The 24,276-nt window shown below is 26.7% G+C and carries 24 protein-coding genes; 10 read left to right on the top strand and 14 right to left on the bottom strand.

Annotated elements, in window-relative coordinates; all coding sequences use genetic code 11:
- Positions 1–49 precede the first annotated feature (49 nt).
- The 3 genes from sppA to aroQ are packed head-to-tail and all read right to left on the bottom strand — an operon-like array spanning position 50 to position 2,650.
- Positions 50–940, bottom strand: coding sequence for a signal peptide peptidase SppA (sppA, locus tag ACKU4C_RS02730; RefSeq protein WP_321314326.1), 891 nt, complete (start codon positions 938–940; stop codon positions 50–52).
- Positions 933–2,162: a metal-dependent hydrolase gene (locus ACKU4C_RS02725; protein ID WP_321314325.1), complete on the bottom strand. Its 1,230-nt coding sequence runs from the start codon at positions 2,160–2,162 to the stop codon at positions 933–935. Before ACKU4C_RS02725 ends, sppA begins: the two co-directional genes overlap by 8 nt.
- 2 nt (positions 2,163–2,164) lie before the next feature.
- Entirely contained in the window at positions 2,165–2,650 is a 486-nt protein-coding gene (gene aroQ / locus ACKU4C_RS02720) for a type II 3-dehydroquinate dehydratase (protein ID WP_321314324.1), read from the bottom strand.
- Positions 2,651–2,717: 67 nt separating this feature from the next.
- On the opposite strand from aroQ, the gene ACKU4C_RS02715 reads away from it, so the two are divergent.
- From ACKU4C_RS02715 to lepA, 7 genes are all read left to right on the top strand, one after another.
- Entirely contained in the window at positions 2,718–3,743 is a 1,026-nt protein-coding gene (locus ACKU4C_RS02715; protein ID WP_321314323.1) for a M24 family metallopeptidase, read from the top strand.
- Positions 3,744–3,795: 52 nt separating this feature from the next.
- Positions 3,796–4,272, top strand: a complete 477-nt coding sequence (gene folK / locus ACKU4C_RS02710) for a 2-amino-4-hydroxy-6-hydroxymethyldihydropteridine diphosphokinase (RefSeq protein ID WP_321314322.1) — start codon at positions 3,796–3,798, stop codon at positions 4,270–4,272.
- A 139-nt stretch (positions 4,273–4,411) separates the two neighbouring features.
- On the top strand, positions 4,412–5,509 hold the full coding sequence (mnmA, locus tag ACKU4C_RS02705) for a tRNA 2-thiouridine(34) synthase MnmA (RefSeq protein ID WP_321314321.1): 1,098 nt from the start codon (positions 4,412–4,414) through the stop codon (positions 5,507–5,509).
- A 164-nt stretch (positions 5,510–5,673) separates the two neighbouring features.
- Complete coding sequence (gene mnmA / locus ACKU4C_RS02700; protein WP_321314320.1) at positions 5,674–6,708, top strand: tRNA 2-thiouridine(34) synthase MnmA; 1,035 nt, start codon at positions 5,674–5,676, stop codon at positions 6,706–6,708.
- Positions 6,709–6,792: 84 nt separating this feature from the next.
- A complete protein-coding gene (locus ACKU4C_RS02695) occupies positions 6,793–7,725 on the top strand; it encodes a ribose-phosphate pyrophosphokinase (RefSeq protein ID WP_321314319.1) in 933 nt (310 codons plus the stop codon).
- A gap of 73 nt (positions 7,726–7,798) precedes the next feature.
- Positions 7,799–8,893, top strand: coding sequence for an OmpA family protein (locus tag ACKU4C_RS02690; RefSeq protein ID WP_321314318.1), 1,095 nt, complete (start codon positions 7,799–7,801; stop codon positions 8,891–8,893).
- Between the two features lie 130 nt (positions 8,894–9,023).
- Complete coding sequence (lepA, locus tag ACKU4C_RS02685) at positions 9,024–10,811, top strand: translation elongation factor 4 (protein WP_321314317.1); 1,788 nt, start codon at positions 9,024–9,026, stop codon at positions 10,809–10,811.
- A 120-nt stretch (positions 10,812–10,931) separates the two neighbouring features.
- Here the strand turns inward: lepA and ACKU4C_RS02680 are convergent, their stop codons facing one another.
- From ACKU4C_RS02680 to ACKU4C_RS02670, 3 genes are all read right to left on the bottom strand, one after another.
- A complete protein-coding gene (locus ACKU4C_RS02680) occupies positions 10,932–11,699 on the bottom strand; it encodes an RloB family protein (protein WP_321314316.1) in 768 nt (255 codons plus the stop codon).
- A 2-nt stretch (positions 11,700–11,701) separates the two neighbouring features.
- Positions 11,702–12,976: an ATP-binding protein gene (locus ACKU4C_RS02675; RefSeq protein ID WP_321314315.1), complete on the bottom strand. Its 1,275-nt coding sequence runs from the start codon at positions 12,974–12,976 to the stop codon at positions 11,702–11,704.
- A 129-nt stretch (positions 12,977–13,105) separates the two neighbouring features.
- Positions 13,106–14,434 (bottom strand): MATE family efflux transporter, encoded by a 1,329-nt coding sequence (locus ACKU4C_RS02670; protein ID WP_321314314.1) that lies wholly within the window; start codon positions 14,432–14,434, stop codon positions 13,106–13,108.
- Between the two features lie 92 nt (positions 14,435–14,526).
- On the opposite strand from ACKU4C_RS02670, the gene ACKU4C_RS02665 reads away from it, so the two are divergent.
- Both ACKU4C_RS02665 and ACKU4C_RS02660 read left to right on the top strand, forming a co-directional pair.
- The gene (locus ACKU4C_RS02665) at positions 14,527–15,096 is read left to right on the top strand and encodes a phosphoribosyltransferase family protein (RefSeq protein ID WP_321314313.1); all 570 of its coding nucleotides are present in this window, start codon (positions 14,527–14,529) and stop codon (positions 15,094–15,096) included.
- Between the two features lie 65 nt (positions 15,097–15,161).
- Positions 15,162–15,410 carry a hypothetical protein gene (locus ACKU4C_RS02660; RefSeq protein ID WP_321314312.1) on the top strand — a complete coding sequence of 83 codons (249 nt, stop codon included), beginning with the start codon at positions 15,162–15,164 and terminating at the stop codon, positions 15,408–15,410.
- A 38-nt stretch (positions 15,411–15,448) separates the two neighbouring features.
- Here ACKU4C_RS02660 and ACKU4C_RS02655 read toward each other — a convergent pair whose 3' ends face one another.
- From ACKU4C_RS02655 to ACKU4C_RS02640, 4 genes are read right to left on the bottom strand one after another with little or no spacing between them, the layout of a single operon-like run.
- The gene (locus ACKU4C_RS02655) at positions 15,449–16,480 is read right to left on the bottom strand and encodes a HAMP domain-containing sensor histidine kinase (RefSeq protein ID WP_321314311.1); all 1,032 of its coding nucleotides are present in this window, start codon (positions 16,478–16,480) and stop codon (positions 15,449–15,451) included.
- Positions 16,467–17,111 (bottom strand): response regulator transcription factor, encoded by a 645-nt coding sequence (locus ACKU4C_RS02650; protein WP_321314310.1) that lies wholly within the window; start codon positions 17,109–17,111, stop codon positions 16,467–16,469. Before ACKU4C_RS02650 ends, ACKU4C_RS02655 begins: the two co-directional genes overlap by 14 nt.
- A 10-nt stretch (positions 17,112–17,121) precedes the next feature.
- Complete coding sequence (locus ACKU4C_RS02645) at positions 17,122–17,373, bottom strand: hypothetical protein (RefSeq protein WP_321314309.1); 252 nt, start codon at positions 17,371–17,373, stop codon at positions 17,122–17,124.
- Positions 17,370–17,792 carry a hypothetical protein gene (locus ACKU4C_RS02640; RefSeq protein ID WP_321314308.1) on the bottom strand — a complete coding sequence of 141 codons (423 nt, stop codon included), beginning with the start codon at positions 17,790–17,792 and terminating at the stop codon, positions 17,370–17,372. The genes ACKU4C_RS02645 and ACKU4C_RS02640 overlap by 4 nt, the downstream gene beginning before the upstream one ends.
- Before the next feature lie 202 nt (positions 17,793–17,994).
- Here ACKU4C_RS02640 and hisH point away from each other — a divergent pair, with 202 nt between their 5' ends.
- On the top strand, positions 17,995–18,606 hold the full coding sequence (gene hisH / locus ACKU4C_RS02635) for an imidazole glycerol phosphate synthase subunit HisH (protein ID WP_321314307.1): 612 nt from the start codon (positions 17,995–17,997) through the stop codon (positions 18,604–18,606).
- A gap of 2 nt (positions 18,607–18,608) precedes the next feature.
- Here hisH and ACKU4C_RS02630 read toward each other — a convergent pair whose 3' ends face one another.
- The 4 genes from ACKU4C_RS02630 to ACKU4C_RS02615 are packed head-to-tail and all read right to left on the bottom strand — an operon-like array spanning position 18,609 to position 24,183.
- Positions 18,609–19,889 carry a diguanylate cyclase gene (locus tag ACKU4C_RS02630; RefSeq protein WP_321314306.1) on the bottom strand — a complete coding sequence of 427 codons (1,281 nt, stop codon included), beginning with the start codon at positions 19,887–19,889 and terminating at the stop codon, positions 18,609–18,611.
- Positions 19,890–19,941: 52 nt separating this feature from the next.
- On the bottom strand, positions 19,942–21,768 hold the full coding sequence (locus ACKU4C_RS02625) for an HD domain-containing phosphohydrolase (RefSeq protein WP_321314305.1): 1,827 nt from the start codon (positions 21,766–21,768) through the stop codon (positions 19,942–19,944).
- Between the two features lies 1 nt (position 21,769).
- A complete protein-coding gene (locus tag ACKU4C_RS02620; RefSeq protein WP_321314304.1) occupies positions 21,770–23,308 on the bottom strand; it encodes a HAMP domain-containing sensor histidine kinase in 1,539 nt (512 codons plus the stop codon).
- Positions 23,305–24,183: a PhnD/SsuA/transferrin family substrate-binding protein gene (locus tag ACKU4C_RS02615; protein WP_321314303.1), complete on the bottom strand. Its 879-nt coding sequence runs from the start codon at positions 24,181–24,183 to the stop codon at positions 23,305–23,307. Before ACKU4C_RS02615 ends, ACKU4C_RS02620 begins: the two co-directional genes overlap by 4 nt.
- Positions 24,184–24,276: the final 93 nt, after the last annotated feature.

Genomic DNA, 24,276 nt, shown 5'->3' with positions numbered 1-24,276 from the left:
AGATTTGGTTCTTTAATCTATTTTGCAAATAGCTAAAGAACCAAATTTTTTAGTAAGCTTTTAAATTAGAGTTAAACATTACTGAAAAATTAGTTACGGCTTCACTTATTACCCTATCTAAAAATTTATCAAATTTATCCTCTTTTTTCCAAATAGGTTCTTTTACTTTTGCTAACTTTATTATCTCATTTTTTGCATATGAGATTGTAGCTACTTTATCAACTAAACCAACAGCTTTAGCTTGAGAAGAAGTGAAAATATGTGCATCAGCAAATTTTGTATGATTTTCTACTTTTAATTTTCTTGCTTTTGCAACATCACTAACAAACATAGAATAAGTATCTTTTATAACTTTTTCAAGCTCCTCTTTTTCATAATTTGTCCATTCTCTAGTTGGAGTACCAGATTCTTTATATCTTCCTGCTTTTATTGTTTGTGTTTTTACTCCAATTTTATCCATTAATTCTTCTAAATTTGTTCCTTGGAAAATAACACCAATTGAACCAACCATACTCCCTGGATTTGCAATAATTTTATCTGCCCAAATTGAAGAATAGTAACTTCCACTAGCCATTATCCCACTTGCATATGCAACAACTGGCTTAACTTCTCTTAACTCTTTTATTGCATATGCAATTTCAACAGATGGTGCTACTGCTCCACCTGGAGAATTAACATCTAGTAAAACACCTTTGATATTCTTATTTTTCTTTGCTTCTTCTATTTGTGCTAAAACTTTATCTGCTGTCATAATTGGCCCATAAAGCTCAATCTTTTGTAAGTTTGCCATTTCAAAACTCTCACCACTTATTGCAGAATCTTCAGAACTAGAAACAAAAAAATAAATTATTGTTAAAAAAACTATTGTTTTAAAATATTTAGTAATAAAATCTAGTATTGCAATTATTGGATAAAATATTTTTCTTAAAATATTAAACATATATACCCCCTATTATTGTATTTTTTACACTCTTAGCATGTAAGATGATATTCATATATAAATCATTTTCATCTTCAATTTCATCAGGTAAAGTTAAAGTAATTATATCTGCATCTTTTTCTTTAAAAAGTATCCCTTTATTTAAACCTAAAGCTTGAGCCCCTCTTTTAGTGGCAGCTTCTAGTAAGGATTTAGAAAAAGTTACAATATTTTGTTCTGTGTGTATCATTAAGGCATTTCTTAACTCATCAAACATTGACAAAGAATTATTTGAACTCAAACCATCTGTTCCTATTGAAAAAGGTATATCTTTATTAAATAATTTTTGAATATCTAATTTTGTATTATTTAAAACTCTATTTGAAGTTGGACAATGATTAATTACCGCCCCAAGTTTTTTTATCTTTTCTAAATCTTCATTGCTAGATTCAACACAATGAGTAAAAGATAACTTATCTATATTCTCAAATTGATTTAAAAATTCCATTGGTTTAGTAACAGCTTTTTCTTGTCCTAAAAAATTTTTAAAGAAGTCTAAAAATCCACCTTCATCTTTATGAAGCCACTGAAACTCTTCAGGTGATTCTAAAAAATGTGAACTAACTGTTAAATTATCCTCTTTTGCTATATTTAATGCCTCTCTTATTAAAAAAGGATGCACTGAATATGGAGAATGTATAGCAACAGCAGGATAAAATCCTTCCCTTTTATTCTTTTTTGAAAGTTCAAGTCTAGATTTAAAATCAGCCAATAAAGTATCAATCATATCAGGTTTACTTCCAATTACTTCATTAAAAAAAACAATATTTAAATTAGATTCAAAACAACTTTCCAAATCAAAAGCGTATGACGAAATAGCACCTATTGTTGTCGTGCCACTATTTTTTATCTCTTCTAATTTTTCTTTTAATAAATCTTTTGTTGCATTTTGTATTAGTTTTTCCCTAGAAGTTATAACTGAATTTAACCATGTCATAAAATTACCATATTTTAAAGTTGTGGCATTTGATGAGAATTCTAAATGGATATGTGAATTGATTAGTCCTGGCATCAAAACTGAATTTTTGCCTAACTCTTCTATTTTTGTATTTGGATATTTCTCTTTTATAAAATCTATTGTTGCAACATCAATAATTTTCTTATCAAAAACAATAGCACCATCTTTTATGATAGTGCTATTATCATCACAAGTTATAACCCACGATGCCTTTAAGATTTTCATTATTAACTATTTTGAGCTTCTGCTTCAGCTTTTTGTTTTGCTTGAACTGCTTTTAGTTCAGAAACAATTTGAGTTAATGAGATTAAACCTAGATGATAACCAAATGGTCCAAATCCAGTAATTACACCAGTTGAAGCACCAGCTGTGATAGATTTTTGTCTATATTCTTCTCTTTTGTAAATATTTGAAATATGTACTTCAACAGTTGGAAGATTAACTGCACTTAAAGCATCTTTAATAGCAATTGAAGAGTGAGAAAATGCTGCTGGATTAATTAAGATTCCATCAACTGTACCTAAACATTCTTGAATTCTATCTACAATTTCACCCTCTAAGTTAGATTGGAAAAATTCTAGTTCAACTCCATTTTGCTCAGCACTTGCTTTCATTTGATCATGAATTTGTTCTAAACTCATTGGACCATAAATATGTTGCTCTCTAATACCTAGCATGTTTAAATTTGGACCTTGAATTACCGCTATTTTCATATTATATTTCCTTTTATAAATTTTGGGTAAGATTATATTCAAATTTTGTTTAATTAAAAGGAAAAATATGAAAAACTATATACTACTTAATGAAAATGCTGTATATTATGAGTGTGGATTCTCATGTGATAATGTAGTTTTTCTAAAATTAGGTTCAATAAAATATTTTATTACAGATGCAAGATATACAGTTGAAGCTAAAGAGTATGCAAAAGATTGTGTAGTTATTGAAAGTTCAGATTTTATAAAAGATGTACAAAAGATATTAAAGAAGTCAAAAATAAAAAAAATCGTTTTTGATCCAAACGATTTTAAACTTAGCTTTTATCAAAAATTAACTAATAATATAAAAATAAAATTTGAAGCAAAAGAAAACTTTTCAAAACTAAAAAGAATAATAAAAAGTGATGAAGAGATTCAATTATTAAAAAAAGCTGCACAAATTGGAAGAGATGGATTTAAAGAATTAGCTAAATTTATAAGAAAAAATGGTTTTAGAGAAAGTGAAAATTTTCTACATTTTAAAGCAATTGAAAAAATGAGTCATATAGGTAAATATGATTTAAGTTTTGATCCTATTGTGGCAATAAATAAAAATGCAGCAAAACCTCATGCACTACCAACTAATACAAAACTTAAGCTTCATGATTTATTACTAGTAGATGCAGGAGTTAAACATAAAAGATATTGTTCAGATAGAACGTGTACTTCATATGTTGATTTTGAAACATTTTCATTTAAAAGAGATCAAAAGTTTAAAAATAAAAAACACCAAAAAATTTATGACTTAGTTTATAAAGCACAGTTAAATGCTATAGAAAAAGCAAGAACAGGAATGAAAGCATCTCAAATCGATAAATTAACTAGGGATGTAATTGAAAAAGCTGGATTTGGTAAATATTTTGTACATAGTACTGGTCATGGAGTTGGACTTGACATTCATGAGTTTCCAAATATCAATTCCCGTTCAGATGTTATAATCGAAGATAATATGGTATTTACTATTGAACCAGGAATTTATTTACCTGAAGAGTTTGGTATAAGAATTGAAGATACTGTTGTAATGAAAAATGGAAAAGCACAAATACTATAAATCAAAAAATAAATCTTAACTAAAAAATTAAGATTTATTTTCAGGACAAATTATGAAAAAAATTTTAAACAAAAATCTAACACTTTTTTATACTTCAAATTTTCCAAAAAAATTATCGTATAATTCAAGTAAAAAACACACTGTAACAATTGGTATTGGGGGAAATATAGGAAATACAAAAACTATTTTTGATAAACTACTCTTATATTTGAGAAATGACACAAGATTTGATCTACTTATAACTTCTCCCCTACTTCTAAATCCCCCTTTTGGATTTTTGGAACAAAATCATTTTTTAAATGGTATAATTGCGCTCAAAACTAATTTAGCACCAAATGATTTTTTAAAAAACATGCAAAGATTAGAGAAAAGATTAGGAAGAAAGCGATCCTTTCAAGATGCGCCTAGAACCTTGGATATTGATATTATATTTTTTGATGACAAAAAAATCAATACCCAAAACCTTATTATTCCTCACAAAGATTGGGCCAATAGAGAATCAGTTATTATTCCTTTAAAACATTTATAGAACAACACGTTGTTCTCTTTAGAGTTTTATTAAAGAGAGTCTAAAGACAAACTAATTTTAATTGGAATTTTATTCCAATGTAAAAAAGTAGACATATATTATAGGTTCCTTTAAAATGGAACTTTTTTAAAGGTAAATTATGAAAAAAAAAGTAGTTGTTGGAATGTCAGGTGGAGTTGATTCATCAGTTACTGCATTACTATTAAAACAACAAGGCTATGATGTAGTTGGCCTATTTATGAGAAATTGGGAGTATGGAATCAAAGGTAGTCAATGCCCAAATCGTATAGAATTTGAAGATGCTAAAAAAGTTGGTGCCTTAATTGGGATTGAAGTAAAAGGTAAAGACTTTGTTGAAGAATACAGAACAAAAGTATTTGATGTATTTTTAGAAGGTCTAAAAAAAGGTCTTACTCCAAATCCAGATATTTTATGTAACCGTGAGATTAAATTTAATGTATTTTTAAATGAAGCAAAAAAAATGGGTGCAGATTATATTGCAACTGGGCATTATGCAAAAATAGCCAAATATCACGACCATTTTGTTTTAGATACTCCAAAAGATGATAGTAAAAACCAAACTTATTTTTTACATGCATTATCTAGTGAACAACTTTCACATGCTATGTTTCCACTAGCAGATTTAACAAAAAAAGAAGTAAGAGAGATAGCAAAAAAGCACAACTTACCTGTAAGTGATAAAAAAGATAGTACAGGTATATGCTTTATAGGTAATCAAAAATTTGATGAATTTATTACTCAACATCTAAAAGCAATTCCAGGTGATATTATAGATGAAAATGGAAAAGTTTTAGGAAAACACAAAGGACTTATTTGCTACACATTAGGGCAAAGAAAAGGTATTGGTCTTGGTGGAATCAAAGGGCTTGAAGGTGAAAATAACACTCACAAATCATGGTATGCTGCTAAAAAGAATATTGAAGATAATACTTTAACAGTTGTTCAAGATACAAACCATCCTTTACTTATGAGCAAAAAAGTTGAAGCTAGTCATATGCATTGGGTACTTGAAGAGCCTGCTAAAGTTGGAGATAAACTAATGGCACAAATTCGTTATCGGCAACAAAAACAAGCTTGTACAGTAACTGAAGTAAATGAAGATAAAGTAATAGTAGAATTTGATAAACCTCAAAGAGCTGTAACTTTAGGACAAAGTCTTGTTTTATATTCTCAAAACTACTGCTTAGGTGGTGGGTTTATTAGTGATTACAATTAATTTGCTATAATCCCATTTTTATTAATCTTTACAAAATTTTGTAAAGATTAAAATCGGAAGAAAGCTATCCTTTCAAGATACGCCTAAACCAAAATAAATATTATAATTGGGCAAATAGAGAGTCAGTGATTATTCCTTTATGAAACTTTTAAAGGATATATAAAATGAAAAAAAAAGTAATGGTAGGTATGAGTGGAGGAATTGATTCTTCAGTTACTGCATACATGTTACAAGAAGATGGTTATGAAGTTGAAGGAGTTTACTTAAAGCTTCACAATAGAACTAATGGTTATCACGAAAAAAATATTGGCTATATCGAAGATGTAGCGAAATTCCTTAATATAAAATACCATATATTAGATTTAGCAGATAAGTTTACACAAGAGGTTTATGATTATTTTGTAGATTCATATTTGGAAGGAACAACACCTAATCCATGTGTAAAATGTAATAGGCAGATTAAATTTGGAGCAATGTTAGATTTTGCAAAAGAGCATGGAGCATCTTATTTAGCAACAGGACATTATGCAAAAACAGATGGGGAATTTTTCTATGAAGCTGATGATAAAACAAAAGATCAAAGTTATTTCTTATCTCAAGTAGAAAAAGAAGCACTCCCATATATGATGTTTCCCCTTAGTAGCTATAAAAAAGAAGATATTATCAAATTTGGTGAAAAACTTGATAAAGCATATAAAAAAATTACAGAAAAAAGTGAATCACAAGAGATTTGTTTTGTTGAAACAGTTTATACTGATGTAGTAAAAAAACATGCAAATATAGATATTCCAGGTAAAGTATTAGATAAAGAGGGAAATATAGTAGGTGAACATAAAGGTTATATGCACTATACAATTGGAAAAAGAAGAGGCTTTACAGTTCATGGCGCTCATGAGCCACACTTTGTAACAAAATTAAATCCCAAAAACAATACAATTGTAGTTGGTAAAAAAGAAGCATTAGAGATAAATGAAGTCAAAATTGAAAATTTGAATATGTATATTAAAGACTTGGAATTTGAATGTACGGTAAAATTAAGATATAGATCAAAATCAATACCTTGTAGTGTAAAAATTGCTGATAATATAGGTGTTATCACCTTAAAAGAAGCAGCCTTTGGAGTTGCAGCAGGACAACTTGCAGTATTTTATCAAAATGAAAAAGTTATTGGTAGCGGATGGATAAAATCAACTAAATAAATTTTTCTAAATTGTGTATAAGTAATAAGAGGGTATAATCCGAAAAATATCTATCTCACATGGAAAATCAAAAAAGGAAAATTTATGGCAAAATTTAAGCTTTTTAGTGGTACTGCAAACCCTGAATTTGCTAAAAAAGTTAGTCAGTATTTAAATATGAATGTTGGTGGAGCAAGTATCCAAAAATTTAGTGATGGAGAGATCTCTGTTCAAATTCATGAAAGTGTTAGAGGACAAGATGTATTTATTGTTCAACCAACATGTGCTCCAACAAATGACCACTTAATGGAGCTACTTATTATGGTTGATGCACTTAAAAGATCAAGTGCAAAATCTATCTCTGCTGTAATGCCATATTTTGGATATGCAAGACAAGATAGAAAAGCGGCTCCAAGAGTTCCAATTTCAGCAAAACTAGTTGCTGATATGTTAGAAACTGCTGGAGTTGATAGAGTTATTACTATAGATTTGCACGCAGCACAAATTCAAGGTTTCTTTAATATCCCTGTTGATAACCTTTATGGTTCTGTTCTTTTTGTAGACTACTTAAGAGCTAAAAACCTTCCAAATCCAATTATTGCAAGTCCAGATATTGGTGGGGTTGCAAGAGCTAGATCTTATGCTAATAAACTAGGATATGACTTAGTAATTGTTGATAAAAGAAGAGAAAAAGCAAATGTAGCTGAAGTTATGAATATCATAGGTGAAGTAGAAGGTAAAGATGTTATTTTAGTTGATGATATGGTTGATACTGCTGGAACACTAGTAAAAGCAGCTGAAGTACTAAAACAAAGAGGTGCAACATCAGTTATGGCTTGCTGTACACATGGTGTATTATCTGGTCCAGCTTTTGATAGAATCAATAGTGGTACATTAGATGAATTAGTTATCACTGATACTATCCCTGCAAAAGAAAAAAGTGATAAGATTACGGTATTAAGTGGTACTAGAATTATTGGTGAAACAATTAGAAGAATAACTAATAATGAATCTGTAAATTCTATCTTTATTGATTAATATAAAGATTAAATAAAGATTTAATTTATTTTTAGTTAATATCTAAAAATACGCAAAAAAACAAGGAAATACAATGAAAAAAATTATATTATCTACTGCACTATGTGCATCGATGATGTTTGCTGCAAATAGTGAATATAAATATGAAGTTACTCCTATGTTAGGTGGAACTTTTACTGAAGGTAATTTAAATTTAGAAAGAAACTATGCTAATGTTGGTTTAAGTTTTGGTTTTAACCTTGATGACTCAATGTTTGATCAATTTGAAGTTGGTTTTTTAAGAACTATTGATGATGTAAAGTACAAAGATACAGTTTTTAATGTAGGTGCTTCTACCTATGTCACTAGAGTTTTTGGTAACTTTATCAAAGAATATGGATTAAATGATGCAACGTCGCTATATGCCTTAGTGGGTGTTGGTATTGAACACTTTGATAATGAATTTTATGGAAATGAAAGTGGACTTTTTGGTAACTATGGTTTTGGTGTAAAATACAAAATCTCTGAAGATGTTTATTTAAAAACAGATTTAAGACATGTTATTGAAACTGATCATGGAGATAATAACCTACTTTATACTGTAGGTATTGCAATTCCATTTGGTAAAAAAGCAGCTCCTGAAGCTCCAAAAGTTGATGAAACTCCTGCACCTAAAGATTCTGATAATGATGGTGTATTTGATATGAATGACCAATGTCCAAATTCAGCTGTTGGTGCAGTTGTTGATAAATTAGGATGTGAAATTGATAGTGACCAAGATGGGGTAGTTGATTCAAAAGATAAATGTCCAGATACTCCAAAAGGAGATATTGTTGATGAAAATGGATGTTCATTAAAAGTAAACCTTAACATCTTATTTGACTTTGATAGTTCAAGAATTAAAAACTCTTATGATTCAAGAATCAAAAAATTTGCTGACTTTATGAAAGCATTCCCATCAGTAAGTGGTAAAATTGAAGCACATACAGATGCAAAAGGTAGTGATGAGTATAATCAAAAACTATCTGAAAGAAGAGCTGCATCAGTTGTTAAAGCTTTAGAAGCTTATGGTGTTGACTCAACAAGATTAAAATCAATTGGTTATGGTGAAACAAGACCAGTAGCTACAAATGAAACAGAAGAAGGTAGAGCATTAAACAGAAGAGTTGAAGGTTCAATTCAAAGATAATCTCTCCAAATTAAAGTGGTTTTAGGTTAATCCTAAAACTACTTTTTCAAATAAATTATAAATTAACTCACTCATAACTAAATTTTAGATATAATCGCCCAATTTAAATAACTCTATTTTAGGATTAAACTTGCAAAAAAACATTAGAAACTTTAGTATTATTGCTCATATTGACCATGGGAAATCTACACTAGCTGATAGAATAATACAAGAGTGTGGAGCTATTACAGATAGAGAGATGTCATCTCAGGTAATGGATACAATGGATATTGAACAAGAGCGTGGTATTACTATTAAAGCTCAAAGCGTTAGATTAAAATATATAAAAGATGGTGAAGAGTATATCTTAAACCTAATTGACACTCCAGGACACGTTGACTTCTCTTATGAAGTAAGTAGAAGTTTAGCTTCATCAGAAGGTGCACTTTTGATTGTAGATTCAACACAAGGTGTTGAAGCACAAACTATTGCCAATGTATATATTGCCTTGGATAATGATTTAGAACTACTTCCAGTTGTTAATAAAATCGACTTACCTAGTGCTGACCCAATGAGAGTTTTAGAAGAAACAGAAGAAGCTATAGGTTTAGATTGTACAGAACATAATCTTATCTCTGCAAAAACAGGTTTAGGTGTAAAAGATTTAATTGATTCTATTGTAGATAGAGTTCCAGCTCCAGAAGGAGATGAGGAAGCTCCTACAAAAGCATTAATTTATGATTCATGGTTTGATAACTATTTAGGTGCACTAGCACTTGTTAGAGTTTATGATGGAAGTATTAAAAAAGGTCAAATGCTTAAGATGATGAATACAAAAGTTCAACATCCAGTATTAGATTTAATGTATCCACACCCAATAAAAAGAGAAAAAACAACTGAAATCAAAACAGGTGAAATTGGAATAGTTATTTTAGGATTAAAAACACTTGATGGAATTGCAGTTGGGGATACAATGACTGATGCAAAAAACCCAACACAAAAAGCAATTGAAGGATTTGAACCTGCTAAACCTTTTGTATTTGCAGGAATCTATCCAATAGAAACAGATAAATTTGAAGATTTAAGAGAGGCTTTAATTAAACTTCAACTAAATGACTCATCAATCTCTTTTGAACCAGAATCTTCAGCAGCACTAGGAAGTGGATTTAGAACAGGTTTTTTAGGAATGCTTCATATGGAAGTTATAAAAGAGAGACTTGAAAGGGAATTTAATCTTGATTTAATTGCAACAGCACCTACTGTTATATATGAAGTGCTTAAAAATGATGGAGAAAGAATAACAATTCAAAATCCAAGTGAATTACCAGAGCCTAACTATATTGATACAATCTTTGAACCATATGTAAAAGCAACTATTTTAGTACCTGATGAATTTTTAGGAAATGTTATTAAACTGCTTAATGATAAAAGAGCTATACAAAATAAAATGGATTATTTAGGTAAAAGGGTTTTATTGGATTATGATATTCCAATGAATGAGATTGTAATGGACTTCTATGATAAACTAAAATCTACAACAAAAGGTTATGCATCTTTTGATTATGAACCAATAGGTTTTAGACCAGGTGTTTTACAAAAACTTGATATAAAAGTTGCAGGTGAAGTTGTAGATGCCTTATCAATAATAGTTCCTGAGAATAAAGCCCTAAGTAAAGGTAGAGAGTTTATAAAAGCCTTAAAAGAGCTAATTCCAAGACAACTATTTGAAGTAGCAATACAAGCAAGTATTGGAAGTAATATTATTGCAAGAGAAACTGTAAAATCTACAGGTAAAAATGTAACTGCAAAATGTTATGGTGGGGATATTACAAGAAAAAGAAAACTACTAGAGAAACAAAAAGCAGGTAAGAAAAGAATGAAAGCGATTGGTAAAGTAAACGTACCACAAGAAGCTTTTATGGCAGTGTTGAAGATTTAATCTTCAGCACATCTTCTACCTTAAAAGAGAAAATTTATATACTTACTTAGTTTAGTAAGCTTTTACATAAATTTTCTCTTCCACCTTGAATCTTCATAAAACATTAGATTTATTAATTATTTATTGATTTAATGTTTTTAAAATTACTACAAGTTTATGGATTGTAGTTGATGGATTATCTTTTTCTGGAGAGTGTTGATTTCCATAACTTTCCAATAATCTTTCTGCATTCTTAATTGCATCTTCTTGAAACTCTAAAAGTTCCTCAAAAATATATTTTACATAGTTATCTTGTTTAATATTTTTTTTATTTAATTTAGAAAATTTATATGGATTTTTTTCTTTCAGCTTTTTAATTAATTTTGTATTAATATCATCTCTTAAAATACCAGTTGTAATATAATTAAAATGTAGGAGATACCATAATTCAAAAGAATCATTTGAATATGCAACTTCAATATTTAAATTTTGTTTAGTACTTTTAGCATTATTAATTGCAACATTAAAATCTTCTGTGGTATGTCCACCGCCATTGACTCTTTCAACATCTCTATCTATTACTATCCATTTATGTTGAAAATCTTTATATGTTTTACCATTCCTATCTTCATATTTTTTTAATCTTTCTAAAACCTTAGAAGGGTTAGTTCCACTTAAAATTTCAGAAGGAACTATCACAAATGAATCTTGCGTAATCTTTTTTTCTTTAATAAGGTTTTTAACAATATTTCTAAAATAAGCTGGGGCAGATACAGAATCTTCACATGAAATGATTATATCTGGAACTTTAGATTTATCTTTCTTTTTAGATTTAAAATCTTGTGCTTTTAGAGCTTGTTTTCTTCTATTATGAAGTTTATCAGAACTATCTTGCCCTCGCCTTGCCATAACTAAAACTCAAACTTTCCAAGATATGGAATAGCTCCATATTTACCTTGAATATAATTTTTTTCAAAGTTCTCTTTTGCTCTTACATCTTTAAACTGAGCCAATGAATAAATATTTGTTGCACCATATTTATCTTTTTCTGTTAACCAAATTTGATCTCTTCTAAATAATGATGGCGTTAATAAGTTGGTATCATGTGTAGCAAAAATCAATTGTGCATTTTTTGTATTAAGTTCCTCATTATGAAACATTTCAATCAATGACTTTGTAAGCATAGGATGTAAACTTGCATCTAGTTCATCTATGATTAAAATTTTTCCTTCTTTTAAAGTATTTAAAATAGGTGCTGTCATTTTAAAAAACTTTCTTGTACCGATTGATTCTTCTTTTTCCAAATTAAATACTACATTTCCAATTTCATTATTATTTTTATCAAATTTTTTATGATATGTATCTAAAGAAATTTCTTTTAAACCACCCTCTTTTAATATTTTCTCTTTCAGTTCCTTAGGGAAAGGTAATTCTTCAACAATATTTGACGGTACTTCTTTCTTTTCTAATAAAATATCTTCAATACCAATATCAGCTGTTTTAATAAGGTTTATCATTTCACATTTAAACTCATGATTTTCCATTTGTTCCATTGTATACTCTATGTATCCATCATGATCAATACCATCAATAAAATTTACATGATTAAACCAATTCAAAATAGATTTTGAAATTTCACCATCATTTTGATCACATTTCCAAATAAAAAGTTGATTTTTAGAAATTCTAATATTTGAATTATTTTTATCAAAAAAGTTATAACCTTCTTTGAATCTATTTGAATTTACATAATCTTCTTCTTCAATATCTCTATAAAAAAGTTTTGCTTCTTTGCCTTTTTCATCTGCATAAAGCCACTCTGAATAAACTGTTGTTTTATCTAGTTCAAATCCATATCTATATTTTATATCATCGATAAAAAATACAACTTCAAACGTACTTGAACTATCTTCTGTCTCTGTATTTAATCTAAATGGAATATGTGCTAATAAATCAGTTGATTGAATTACCTTGTCTTTATTTAAAACAATTCTACCCATAAATGCAAGTGATTTTAAAAAATTACTTTTTCCACTTGCATTTGCACCATAAACAATGGCACTTTTTAATAATTCATATTGTCTAATCTTAAAAGAATTCCCTTTATCTTGTGATTCTTTTAATAGACTAAATTCAATAGTATCTTTAATTGATTTATGATTATTTACACTAAATTGTAATAACACAATATTTTCCTTAATAATCTTTATATTTTAAAATATTAACATAATAAACTTAATTTTTGCAATATTTTTACAAATAGTTGATTTATTAATATCTATAATTAAATATTAATGTAATTTAAAATATAAGTTTTACGTAGAAACTTTTGAAAGAACACTTGGTCTATTTAGCATAAAAAATCTAAATGCAAAAATAAAAGTTAATATCTCAGCACACGATAAGGCTATAAATATTCCTATATCTCCAAAAATAAGAGGCAATATAAAAATAAATATTATTGGGAAGATTAAACTTCTCATGATAGCTATTAGTCCTGAATAAAGTGGCTTTTGTATTGATGTTAAATATGCACTTGCTAACAAATTTAAGCCTGAAAAAATAAATGCAGGCCATACATAAGAGATAAAATCTATAGTTATATGCTTTGTTTTTATATCATTGTCATTGATAAATATATTTATCAATGACTCCGGTGTAATTATTGCAAACAAGGTTAAAATTATCTCTACACATAAAATACTTACTACTCCTAATTTTAAAAAACTTTTCATTCTATTAAAATATTGTGCACCAAAATTTTTACTAATAATAGCTTGTAAAGAATCTGAAACAGCAAAACTTGTCATGATACTAATGGTTATAAAATATCCTATAATAGTAAAAGAAGCAATACCTAAAGGACCAAAAGTTTTTAATAAAATATAATTAAAAACTAAGATAGTTATACCTACAGAAGATTCATTGATAAACTCTGAAGAACCGTTTTTTAAGGCATTAAATATACTTAAAAAACTTCCTCTTGGTTTTACTAGTCTTAGTGTTGACTTTTTTAGAAAAAAATGTGGAAGTAATACCAGTAAGATAAAAACTTGTGAAATACCAGTTGCATATGCAGCACCACTTATACCCCAATCAAATTTTACTATGAAAATATAATCTAAAACTATGTTAATAAGTGAGCTTATAAGTAAGGCTAGAAAAGATAAGTTTGGATTTTCATCTACTTTTACAAAATAATCAACTGTAATTCCTATCATCAAAAATGGTAAAAAATTTAAAATAACAGGAAGATAATTTAGGGTTTCAACTCTTAGTTGATCTTTTACATTTATCAAGTCTAAAACATTGTTTATATTTAGATAAAGCAACAAATTCAAAGAGATTGAAAGTACAACAATAACATATATAGCTTTTGAAAAAACATTAGAGGCTTCTTCTTTATTACCCTCTCCCATTAATTTACCAGTAATAACTGAGCTTCCAACTGCAAACATCAAAGCAAAGCCAAATAAAATATTAAATAAAGGGAAAGAAACAGTAATAGCCGCTAAACTTACTGAGCCAATATAATTACCTACAAAATATCCATCAATAATACTTGCAGATGATATTGCTAAAAAACCCAACATAGAAGGGATTACATATTTGAAAAATAAAATAAAAGGTTTAGAATCAAGCATTTTTCATCTTTAAAAAATTTTATTGGATATTATCATAAATATAATAAATTGTATCACCTAATATTAAAAAAGATGATATAATATTTTTTATTATGAAATGTTTATTATGTGAAAATCTATCTTTATCAATCATTTGCAATAAATGTCAAGCTACTTTACTACAGCCCACTTTTTATAAAAGAGAATTAACTAATGGTTTTTTCAACTACTCTTTTTATTCCTTTAAAGAGATTGAAGAATTACTCAATTCAAAATACTATTTTCATGGGGATAGAATATACTCTATCCTAGCAAAATTATCTTTTAATAAATTTGCACAAAATTTTTCTTTCAATGAAACTGTATATGCAATAGGAATAGATGAACATACTAGGCATGACTATTCACAAACTGCAATATTATCTAAAAATCTAAACTCATCATTTATAAAACCTTTATTTGGACAACTCAAAGCAAAGAATATTGTTAAATATGCAGGGAAAGATTTAGAATTTAGGAAAAAAAATAAAAGAAAATTTGAAACTAATTTGACAAATAAAAATATTATCCTTGTTGATGATTTGATTACAACGGGAACTACAATACTTGAAGCTAAAAAAATTTTAGAAAAAAAAGGTAACAATATACTTTTTTCTTTAACCCTTGCAGATGCAAAATTTTGAACTTATACTTAACTTACACTCATAATATATAATTCTTCTACAAATTTAAAAAGGAGGAATAAAACATGGAATTACTTGGAAAAGGAATTTTAATTTTAGCACTTTTTTTTGTTACTGGACTTTTTGCAGCAAACCTTAACAGTATTGATAAGCTTGTTGAAAAAATCAATAACACAAAAGATGTAAAAGTAAAAACTCAACTTCTAAATGAACTAGATGATGAGATTGCTACTTTAGATAAAGATGCTGTAAAAAAAGCTCAAGACCTTATTGACAAGAAATTAAAAAAACCAATATTCTCAGAAGATAAATAGTTCTCTTAAATGTGAACATAACAACCCACAATCCATATTTAAAGGACAAGCTCTACGCTTGTCCCCTCTTCTATTTTACTTTTAATGGTAATTTTTATATCCAAAGCACTACAAAGTTTTTTTACAATACTCAAGCCAATACCTAAACCTCTATCAGTCTCTTTATAATATCTATCAAATACTCTACTAACATTTTTAATTCCAATACCAGTATCTTTAATAATTATCTTATTTTTTGAAGCAATAATATGTACTATTCCATTTTTTTTATTATATTTACAAGCATTTGTGAGTAAATTATCAAGAATTCTTTCAAGTGCATTTTCATTTGTTTTTATAAAAAAATCTTCAATATCTTTTTTAAATATTATTGTTGGATAAAGTTTATGTAAAACATCTATTTTACTATTTATTACTTGACTAACAGAGATATTTTCATTTTTCTCAATACCTTTTTGAGTAATAAACTCTAAATTTTTATATAAAGAACTAATTGTTTTTGCGCTAAGTTCAATTCTTTCTATCTCTTCAAAATCACCATGCCTTTTTAGAAGTTTTGAATTTAATAAAATTGAGGTTGAGGGGGTATTTAAATCGTGAATAATATCTTTTAAGAAATTTTCTAAAAGATATAAAGCTTCTCTCATTGGTCTTAAAGAATAAAAAGCAAAACCAAAAGATAAAAATAAAAGAATAAACATAACAACAACTGAAAATTTAAATATTTTTACAATAAAATCCTTATAAATCTTTTCATATTTTTCTTGCGGGAAAACAACTTTTAATAAATACAATCCTGAATCAGCAGCTTTAAAATAGGAACAAAGTCCCTCTTTACATTTATATAGTTTAAACAATTCTTTGTTATTGTCGTATTCAACTACATCCAATATAAACTTATCACTTTTGAAATCAAAAGTATAATCTCTCATTTGGTAAAGTATATTTTGTTCTATATCTTTTATCTTATCTTGATGATACATATATAAAACAATACTTGAAAATATTGCTAAAGGGATAAAAAATAAAAAAACAGAAGTTAAAAAAGACTTTTTTTCATATTTTTTCAAGTTTGTATCCTACACCTTTAGTGTTAGAAATATCAACATTTAAAACTCTTTTCAATTTACTAATTAATACTCTAAGAGCTGCATCACTAGGTTTATTCATATAATCAAAAAATATAGATTTATCAATTGTTTTACCTATATTTTTTATAAGCAGAGAAAAAACATCTTTTTCTACACTTCCTAAAGATATCTCTTCTTCATCTAAAAATATCCTATTATCTAATAAATCAAAAGTGATATTTTTATATTTGATTACAGGGTTATTTCTTTTCATAATAGCTTTTATTCTAGCTAATAATTCATCAGAATCAAAAGGTTTTTTTATATAATCATCACAACCACAATCAAAACCATTTAAGATAGAAGCTGTATCTCTAAGAGCTGTAATAAAAAAAGTTGGTGTTGTATCTTGTGCTTCTCTTAAAAGCTTTAAAGTATTTGTCCCATTTAACAAAGGTACATTTATATCAAAAAGATAAAGGTCGTACTTATTTTCATAGGTTTTAGTTAAAACCTCTTCACCATCTTCAACTAAAGTTACATTATAGTTTTCTTGCTCTAACAAAGAAACCATAGTTTGAGCTAAAATAGTATCATCTTCTAAAAGTAAAATATTCTTTTTATTATCCATAAATATCCAACTATTTATTTAAAAAAGTTTCATCATAAACTTTTGAGGGCAATTTTTGTTTTGCTTTTATAATTGCATTAGCTTCTTGTATCTCTTTTTTATTTTTATCAGCAAGTGTTTTTTTAAGCTTTTTAATCAATACTTGTTTTTCTTCTTTATCTTTTGTTGTATTGATTTTTTCAAGTAATTTATCTACAACTAACTCTTGAGCATTTAAAATAGGGATAAAAAATAGTATTAATATAAAAATTGATTTTTTCATTTTATTTTTTTCTTTTCAAGTATTTGTATTTTATTCTTTACTTCTTCAAGAGGAAAAGTTTTAAAATCTTGAGTATTACATCCATTTTTTTTAGCTAAGATATATTGAGCTTTATAAGATTCTCTTGCAGCATTTATATTCTTTGCAAAAACTGTTTGAGTATTATTTTCTATTAAATAAACTTGTGCTTTTGCGCCAACTGTATCTTTAATATTTAAATATGCTTTGTCAAACTCATCTTTTATATATTTTGCAGCAAATTGCATTATAGATTGATGTTTTTTACAATATGTATATTTTTTTATCTTTTTTTCTTGTTTAGGTTTTGAAATGCCTACATTTTTTTCTAAATTTTTTTGGCTACATCCAGTAAATAACAAAAAACTTATAAAAAAACATACTCTCCAAATCTTATACATTATTGGCTTTCCTTTATTTTATAACATAAAAAGTTTACTTTTTATTATTAATTTTATCTGTTTAAAAGTTAGGAATTATATTTAAAACAATATTAAATATCAACAATGAGATTTTATTAAATTACCTATATAATCAAACTCTTTAACCCTAGCTGATGTAATTTTTTTGTATAATGTTTTCTTTTAAAATAAAGGATATTATTTGATTGGAATTATCGATTATAATATGGGAAATCTAGCAAGTGTTTATAATGCCTGTCATCTATTAGATGCAAAAGCCTCTTTTGTAAAAGATCCTAACGAATTGAAAAATTTTGACAAAATTATATTACCTGGAGTTGGTGCTTTTGGTGATGCAATGGAAAATTTAAATTCAACAGGTATGAAAGAAGCAATTTGGGAATACTCTAAAAGTGGTAAAAATATGATTGGTATTTGTTTAGGAATGCAACTTTTATTTGAAAGTTCTGAAGAGTTTGGTGCACATAAAGGTTTAGGACTTATTGACGGAAAAGTTATTAAGTTTGATAAAACAAAAATGCATGAAGATACTAAGATTCCACATATGGGATGGAATACAATAAAAACAAAAGATGATCATACTTTATTTGAAGGATTAGAAAACCCTTACCTTTATTTTGTACACTCATATCATGCTGTAACTGAGGATAAAAATGTTATTGGAAAAACTGAATATGGGTATGAATTTGTAAGTGCCGTTCATAAAGAAAATATTTATGGATTTCAACCTCATCCTGAGAAATCTCACGATAATGGTTTAAAAATCTTAAAAAACTTTATGAATCTTAAATAAACCTATTGGGATTTATCAGAAAGCACAACCTGATTTTTCCCATTCTCTTTTGCTTTATATAACGCTTCATCTGAAAGTTTATACATCTCTTTAAAAGATTCTAAATTTTGAGCTGATTGTACAATTAAACCAGCAGAGATAGTAATAAAATCACATGTTTCACTGTTTTTATGTTTTATTTTTAAATTTTCCACTGCTTTTACAATATCTTTTACAAAATCTAATGATTTTTCTATTGATAAATCACTAAATATTATTCCAAACTCTTCACCACCCATTCTAAATATATAATCAGTTGCTCTTTGGGCATGTTCTTTGAGTACTCTCGCAACTTCTATTAATACAATATCACCTTCTGGATGACCATAAGTATCATTATACTTTTTAAAATAATCTACATCAATAGTAACTAAACTTAGAATAGAATCTTCTCTTTTAATCCTTCTAATCTCTTTTTCAATCACTTCATTAAGATATCTTCTATTGTAAAGTCCTGTCATATCATCATGAATTGCAATCTCTTCAAGTTTCTTTTTATTTGTTGTATCTTGCCTTATTGCTATAAAATTTTCTATTTCACCATCTTGAAATAATGGAGTAATTGTTAGATTTGCCCAACAAATCTCATTTGATTTTTTTCTATTTCTAATTTCAGTTCGAAACACTTCACCTTTTTTAATTGTTTCCCACATATTTTTATAAAAATCACTTGGATTGTCTTCATGTTTTAATATCTTATGAGTATTACCTAATAATTCCTCTTTTGTATATCCAACAAATTCACAAAAAGAACTACTAACATCAATTATAATACCATCTTTGTCAGTAATTGATATTAATACATTTTCATCAATAATTTCTAATAATCTATCGTTTTCAAATAGTTTTTTCTTTAATCTAGATGCTCCAACTAAATCTTGTATATTAGTAATTATTTCAGATAAATCAATTGGTTTAATTATAAATTTATCAATTTTTAGTTCAATTGCATCAAGGAAGAAGTCAATGTCTGAATATGCAGTAGTTATAATAACAGGAATATTTCTATTATTAATCTCTTTTAACATATCTAAACCATTCATTACTGGCATTTGTATGTCTGTAATAATAATATCAGGATTTTTTTCATGGAAAAGTTTTAATCCCTCTTTTCCATTTTTAGCTACAAAAAGATTTTTTACATATCTATTAAGAAAATAGTACATCTCTTCACGAATTAAATCTTCATCTTCTACATAAAGAACTGTTGCACTCTCTAATATTTTTTTATTTAATTTCTTCATAATAATACTTAATAGTTTTATAAATTATACTATAAAATCAATTAATAACATTTTAGAAATCATCTTTATATCTATCTCTTATTTCTAAGAAATCATCTAAATTTTCCATAAATAAATCTATTAACTGAGGATCAAAATGTTTCCCTTTTTGTTCTTCTAGCAATTTTAATATTCTATCCAACTCCCAAGCTTTTTTGTAACATCTGTCACTCCCTAAAGCGTCAAAAACATCAGCTATAGCTGTTATTCTTCCAAATATATGTATTTCATCACCTTTTAATCCTCGGGGATAACCTTTTCCATTCCATTTCTCATGGTGAGTATATGAGATAATAGCTGCTGCTTTTAAGATTGGTCTAGTTGAAGATTTTAATATGTTATAACCAATTTCTGAGTGAGTTTGCATAAAAACCCACTCATCGGGAGTTAATTTACCTGGTTTATTAAGTATTGAATCAGGTATTCCAACTTTTCCTATATCATGCATAGGTGAAGCTGCAAATAATATATCAATATCTTCTTGTTCTAAACCAAGTTTTGTAGCTAGTATCTTAGAATACTCAGCTACTCTTTTTACATGATTTCCTGTTTCTTTACTTCTTGTTTCACCTATTTCACCTAATTTGTATATAACTTCTCTTTGAGTCTCTTCTAACTCACTATGTAATTTTATAATTTGTGTAATATCATGACGAATACTCATATATTCTACAATTTTATCATCTTTATCTTTTATAGGAAAAACTGTATATTTACAATGATAAATAGAGCCATCTTTTGCAGTATTTGATATATTACCATCATACACTTTTCCTTCATCTAATTCATTTTTGAGTTTTTTTACACTCTGTTCATACTCTTCAATATCAATATTTTTGTCTCTTAATATAGAATATGGTTGTCCAATTAATTCATGTTTTGAATAACCACTTATCTTACAAAAAGCATCGTTAACAAATATGATTTTTTTATCAGTTGATACTCTTAGAATAATATTACATTTATCAACTGCATCCTCGTATATTTTTGCAATTCTAATACTCTCTTTTAAATCTAAATTTGTTTTTTCGCTTTGTTTTTTAAAATACTCTTTTGACTCTTCTAAGTCAGTTATATCATTTCTTAAAGCAATAAACTCTTCAATCTCACCATTAATATTTAAAATAGGTTTAATTATTGTATCAACAATATAAGAACTGCCATTTTTCTTTTTATTTTTAATAGTCCCATACCAAGTTTTTTTATTAATAATTGTTTTCCATAAATCCTCAAAAACATATTTTGGTGTCTCTTTATGTCTTATTATACTATGAGGTCTTCCAATTAGTTCCTCTTTTTTGTATCCTGAAATATTTTCAAAAGGTTTATTTACATATGTAATCAATCCATTTATATCAGTTTTTGAAACAATTGAACGTTCATCAACAATATCTTTGTACTGTTCCAATGTATTTTGTATTGATTTATTTATTTTATCTAAATTAATAATCTTTGATATTTCCAAAACTGACTCAAGTAATAAATTATAATCTATAGGCTTAATCACATAATTATCTACATGAAGTTGTATCGCTTTGTACATATAATCTGTATCATTAAAAGCAGTTATTAATATAATTTTTGAATTCTTATCAAACTCTCTTATTAACTTTGCCATCTCTAAGCCATCTAATTTAGGCATTTTAATATCACTTAATACTAAATCAGGTTTATACTCTTTATATAAATCATATCCCTCTTGTCCATCACTTGCTAAATATAATTTTTTTACTTTATTTCTAAAAAAAATTTCTAATTCATCTCTTGCCTCAAGGCTATCTTCAACTAATAAAATATTAATATTCTTTAAATTTTCTAATAATTCTTTTTTATAATCCATTTCAATCCTTATAAAGAGGTAAACTTATAATAAAAATAGTTCCATTTTCAATTGATTCACTTATCAATTTTCCATTCATATTTTGTTCTATAATAATTTTAGACATATATAAACCTATTCCTGTACCTCTACCTTCCTCTTTAGTTGTAAAGTAAGGGTCAAAAATTTTATCTCTAATATCTTTTGGTATTCCACCTGCATTATCACGAATAGTTACATGTGCAAAATCTGTACTTTTATTAACTTTTAAATGTAATTTTCCATTTACAATATTATTTTCAATATAAGCATCTTTTGCATTATTCATGATATTTAACATTGTTTGTAAGAATTCATTTGGAAAACCAAAAACTTTTATATCTTTTTCAATATCTTTTTTTATATCTATATTATGATTTTCAAATGTTGAATCCACTAACTCCAATGTTTCATTAATTATTTTATCAAGATTAAATGCAATTTTTTCTTTATTAGGTTTAAAAAAGTTTCTAAAATCATCAATTGTTTTAGACATATTTTTTGTTAATCTATTTACTTTTTCAATTGAGGTATCCATAAATTGATCATCTAATTCATCAAAATCGTAAGCAAATTTTATATTTTGAACAACAAGTCCTAATGCGTTTAAAGGTTGTCTCCATTGATGGGCAATATTACCTATCATCTCACCCATTGAAGCGAGTTTTGATTGTTGAATTAAAAGTTGTTCTTGCTCTTGTCTTTTTGTTATTTCAGAATTAACTCTTAATTCTAAGGTGTCATTTAATTCTTTCAATTCTTTTGTTCTTTCCTCTACCTCTTTTTCTAAATCAAGTTGATAATTTTTTAATTTATTTTGTGATTTTTCAAGATTTTCAACCATATTATTAAAAGAGTTTGCCAAAGTACCAATCTCATCTTTTCTCTCAATATCAACTCTTTGACTTAAATCACCTTTTGATATTAGATTTGAAATATTATTAAGTTTGATTATTGGTTTAGAAATAATTCTTGCTAAAATATAAGATATAAAAAAGCTACTTATTAACATAATTAAAATAAGAATCGAAAACTGCTTGTTCATTTCCTTTAGTTGTTCATTATATTCATCAACAGAAAGCTCAAAATATAAAAACCCCCATTGGATTCCTGAAAATAGTATAGGATATTTATGTCTATAAACTATCTCTTCTGTGAATATAGATTTTTTTATACTATTATTAAGCCTTTTTTCTTTTAATTTATTTTCAAGTTGAGACCAACTATTAGGTTTAACTAAAAGTTGATAATCATCTTTTTTCGATAATACTAAATTTTTTATATCTTTATTTAAAGTCACATAATTTAATAAAGACTCTAGTATTTTGACCTCATCATCAATAATCATATTATCACTATTTATAAAAGTAATTGTATCACCTAAGCTATTTGCTTTTATCTCAATATTTTTTAAAAGTGAATTTTTTTGCGACTCCCTTAATTCATACATATATATAAATAAAACACTTAAAAATATTACAAATGTAATAATAAAAATTTTACTAAAAAGATTAAGTTTCAATTATACTTTTCCTCTAACTTAAAATACTCGTCATAATATTTAATTAAATCATCTAAATCATTTTTTTCTAATTTGTACATAGAAATATTTTCTAATATATCTATTACGTTTTTATAGCCTTCATCCTCTTTCATCCCAAGCCCAATTTTAAATACTGAGTCAACAATTATTTGTTTAGTATTTTTTGAAAATAGTCCAATAGAGTTTAGTTGACCTATATCAGTTTTTTCTATTATTTTTACCTTTTTTACTATTGAAGGATTTAAAGCAAGCATATCATCCCAAACTCTTTTGTTGATAATGGCATAATCACTTTTGTCAAAATAAACATTCAACACTACGCTACTCTCTTTTTCCTCATATTTTAATTTTTTTAAAATTTTTTCAGCTTTGACTTTGTTTATCTCATAAATGTTTTTATCTAACCAAACTTTTCCAATACTGTCATTAACTTGAATACTTAAAGTTTTGTTTTTTAAGGTTTTAAAACTTCTATATTCTGTGTCATTTTTCCCAATAAGATAATAATAGATATATTTCCCACTTCCAAAGTCTAAACTCCAAAAATCTTTTGAATATTTATAAATATCTTCTTTATTTTTAAAAAAATATGGTGCAGTTAAAACTACCATATCAAGTTTGTTTTTTTTTAGGTCTTTAAAAAGCTTTCTCTCATCTTCATAAAAATTGACAGTAGCTTTACCACCATTTTTTTTTATTAATTCTTCTACCCAAGATTTTAGTGCAATTCTAGATTCTTTAAATTTAGTTAAAAGTGTACCTTGATATAAAAAACCACAAGTTGCTTCATATTTATAATTTTCTGCTTGTGATAAAGTAATTATTAAAAGAATTATTAATATAATCTTTTTCATTGGTTTCCATAATTTTAGTTTAATTATTTATTTTAACAAATAAATTTTATAATTTGGATAAATAACTGTTCACTTTTTTACAATTATTTATCA

This window comes from Halarcobacter sp., from assembly GCF_963676935.1.
Lineage (GTDB): Bacteria > Campylobacterota > Campylobacteria > Campylobacterales > Arcobacteraceae > Halarcobacter.
Note: the sequence above shows the minus strand (reverse complement) of the source record. Positions and strands in the feature narration are given on the sequence as shown.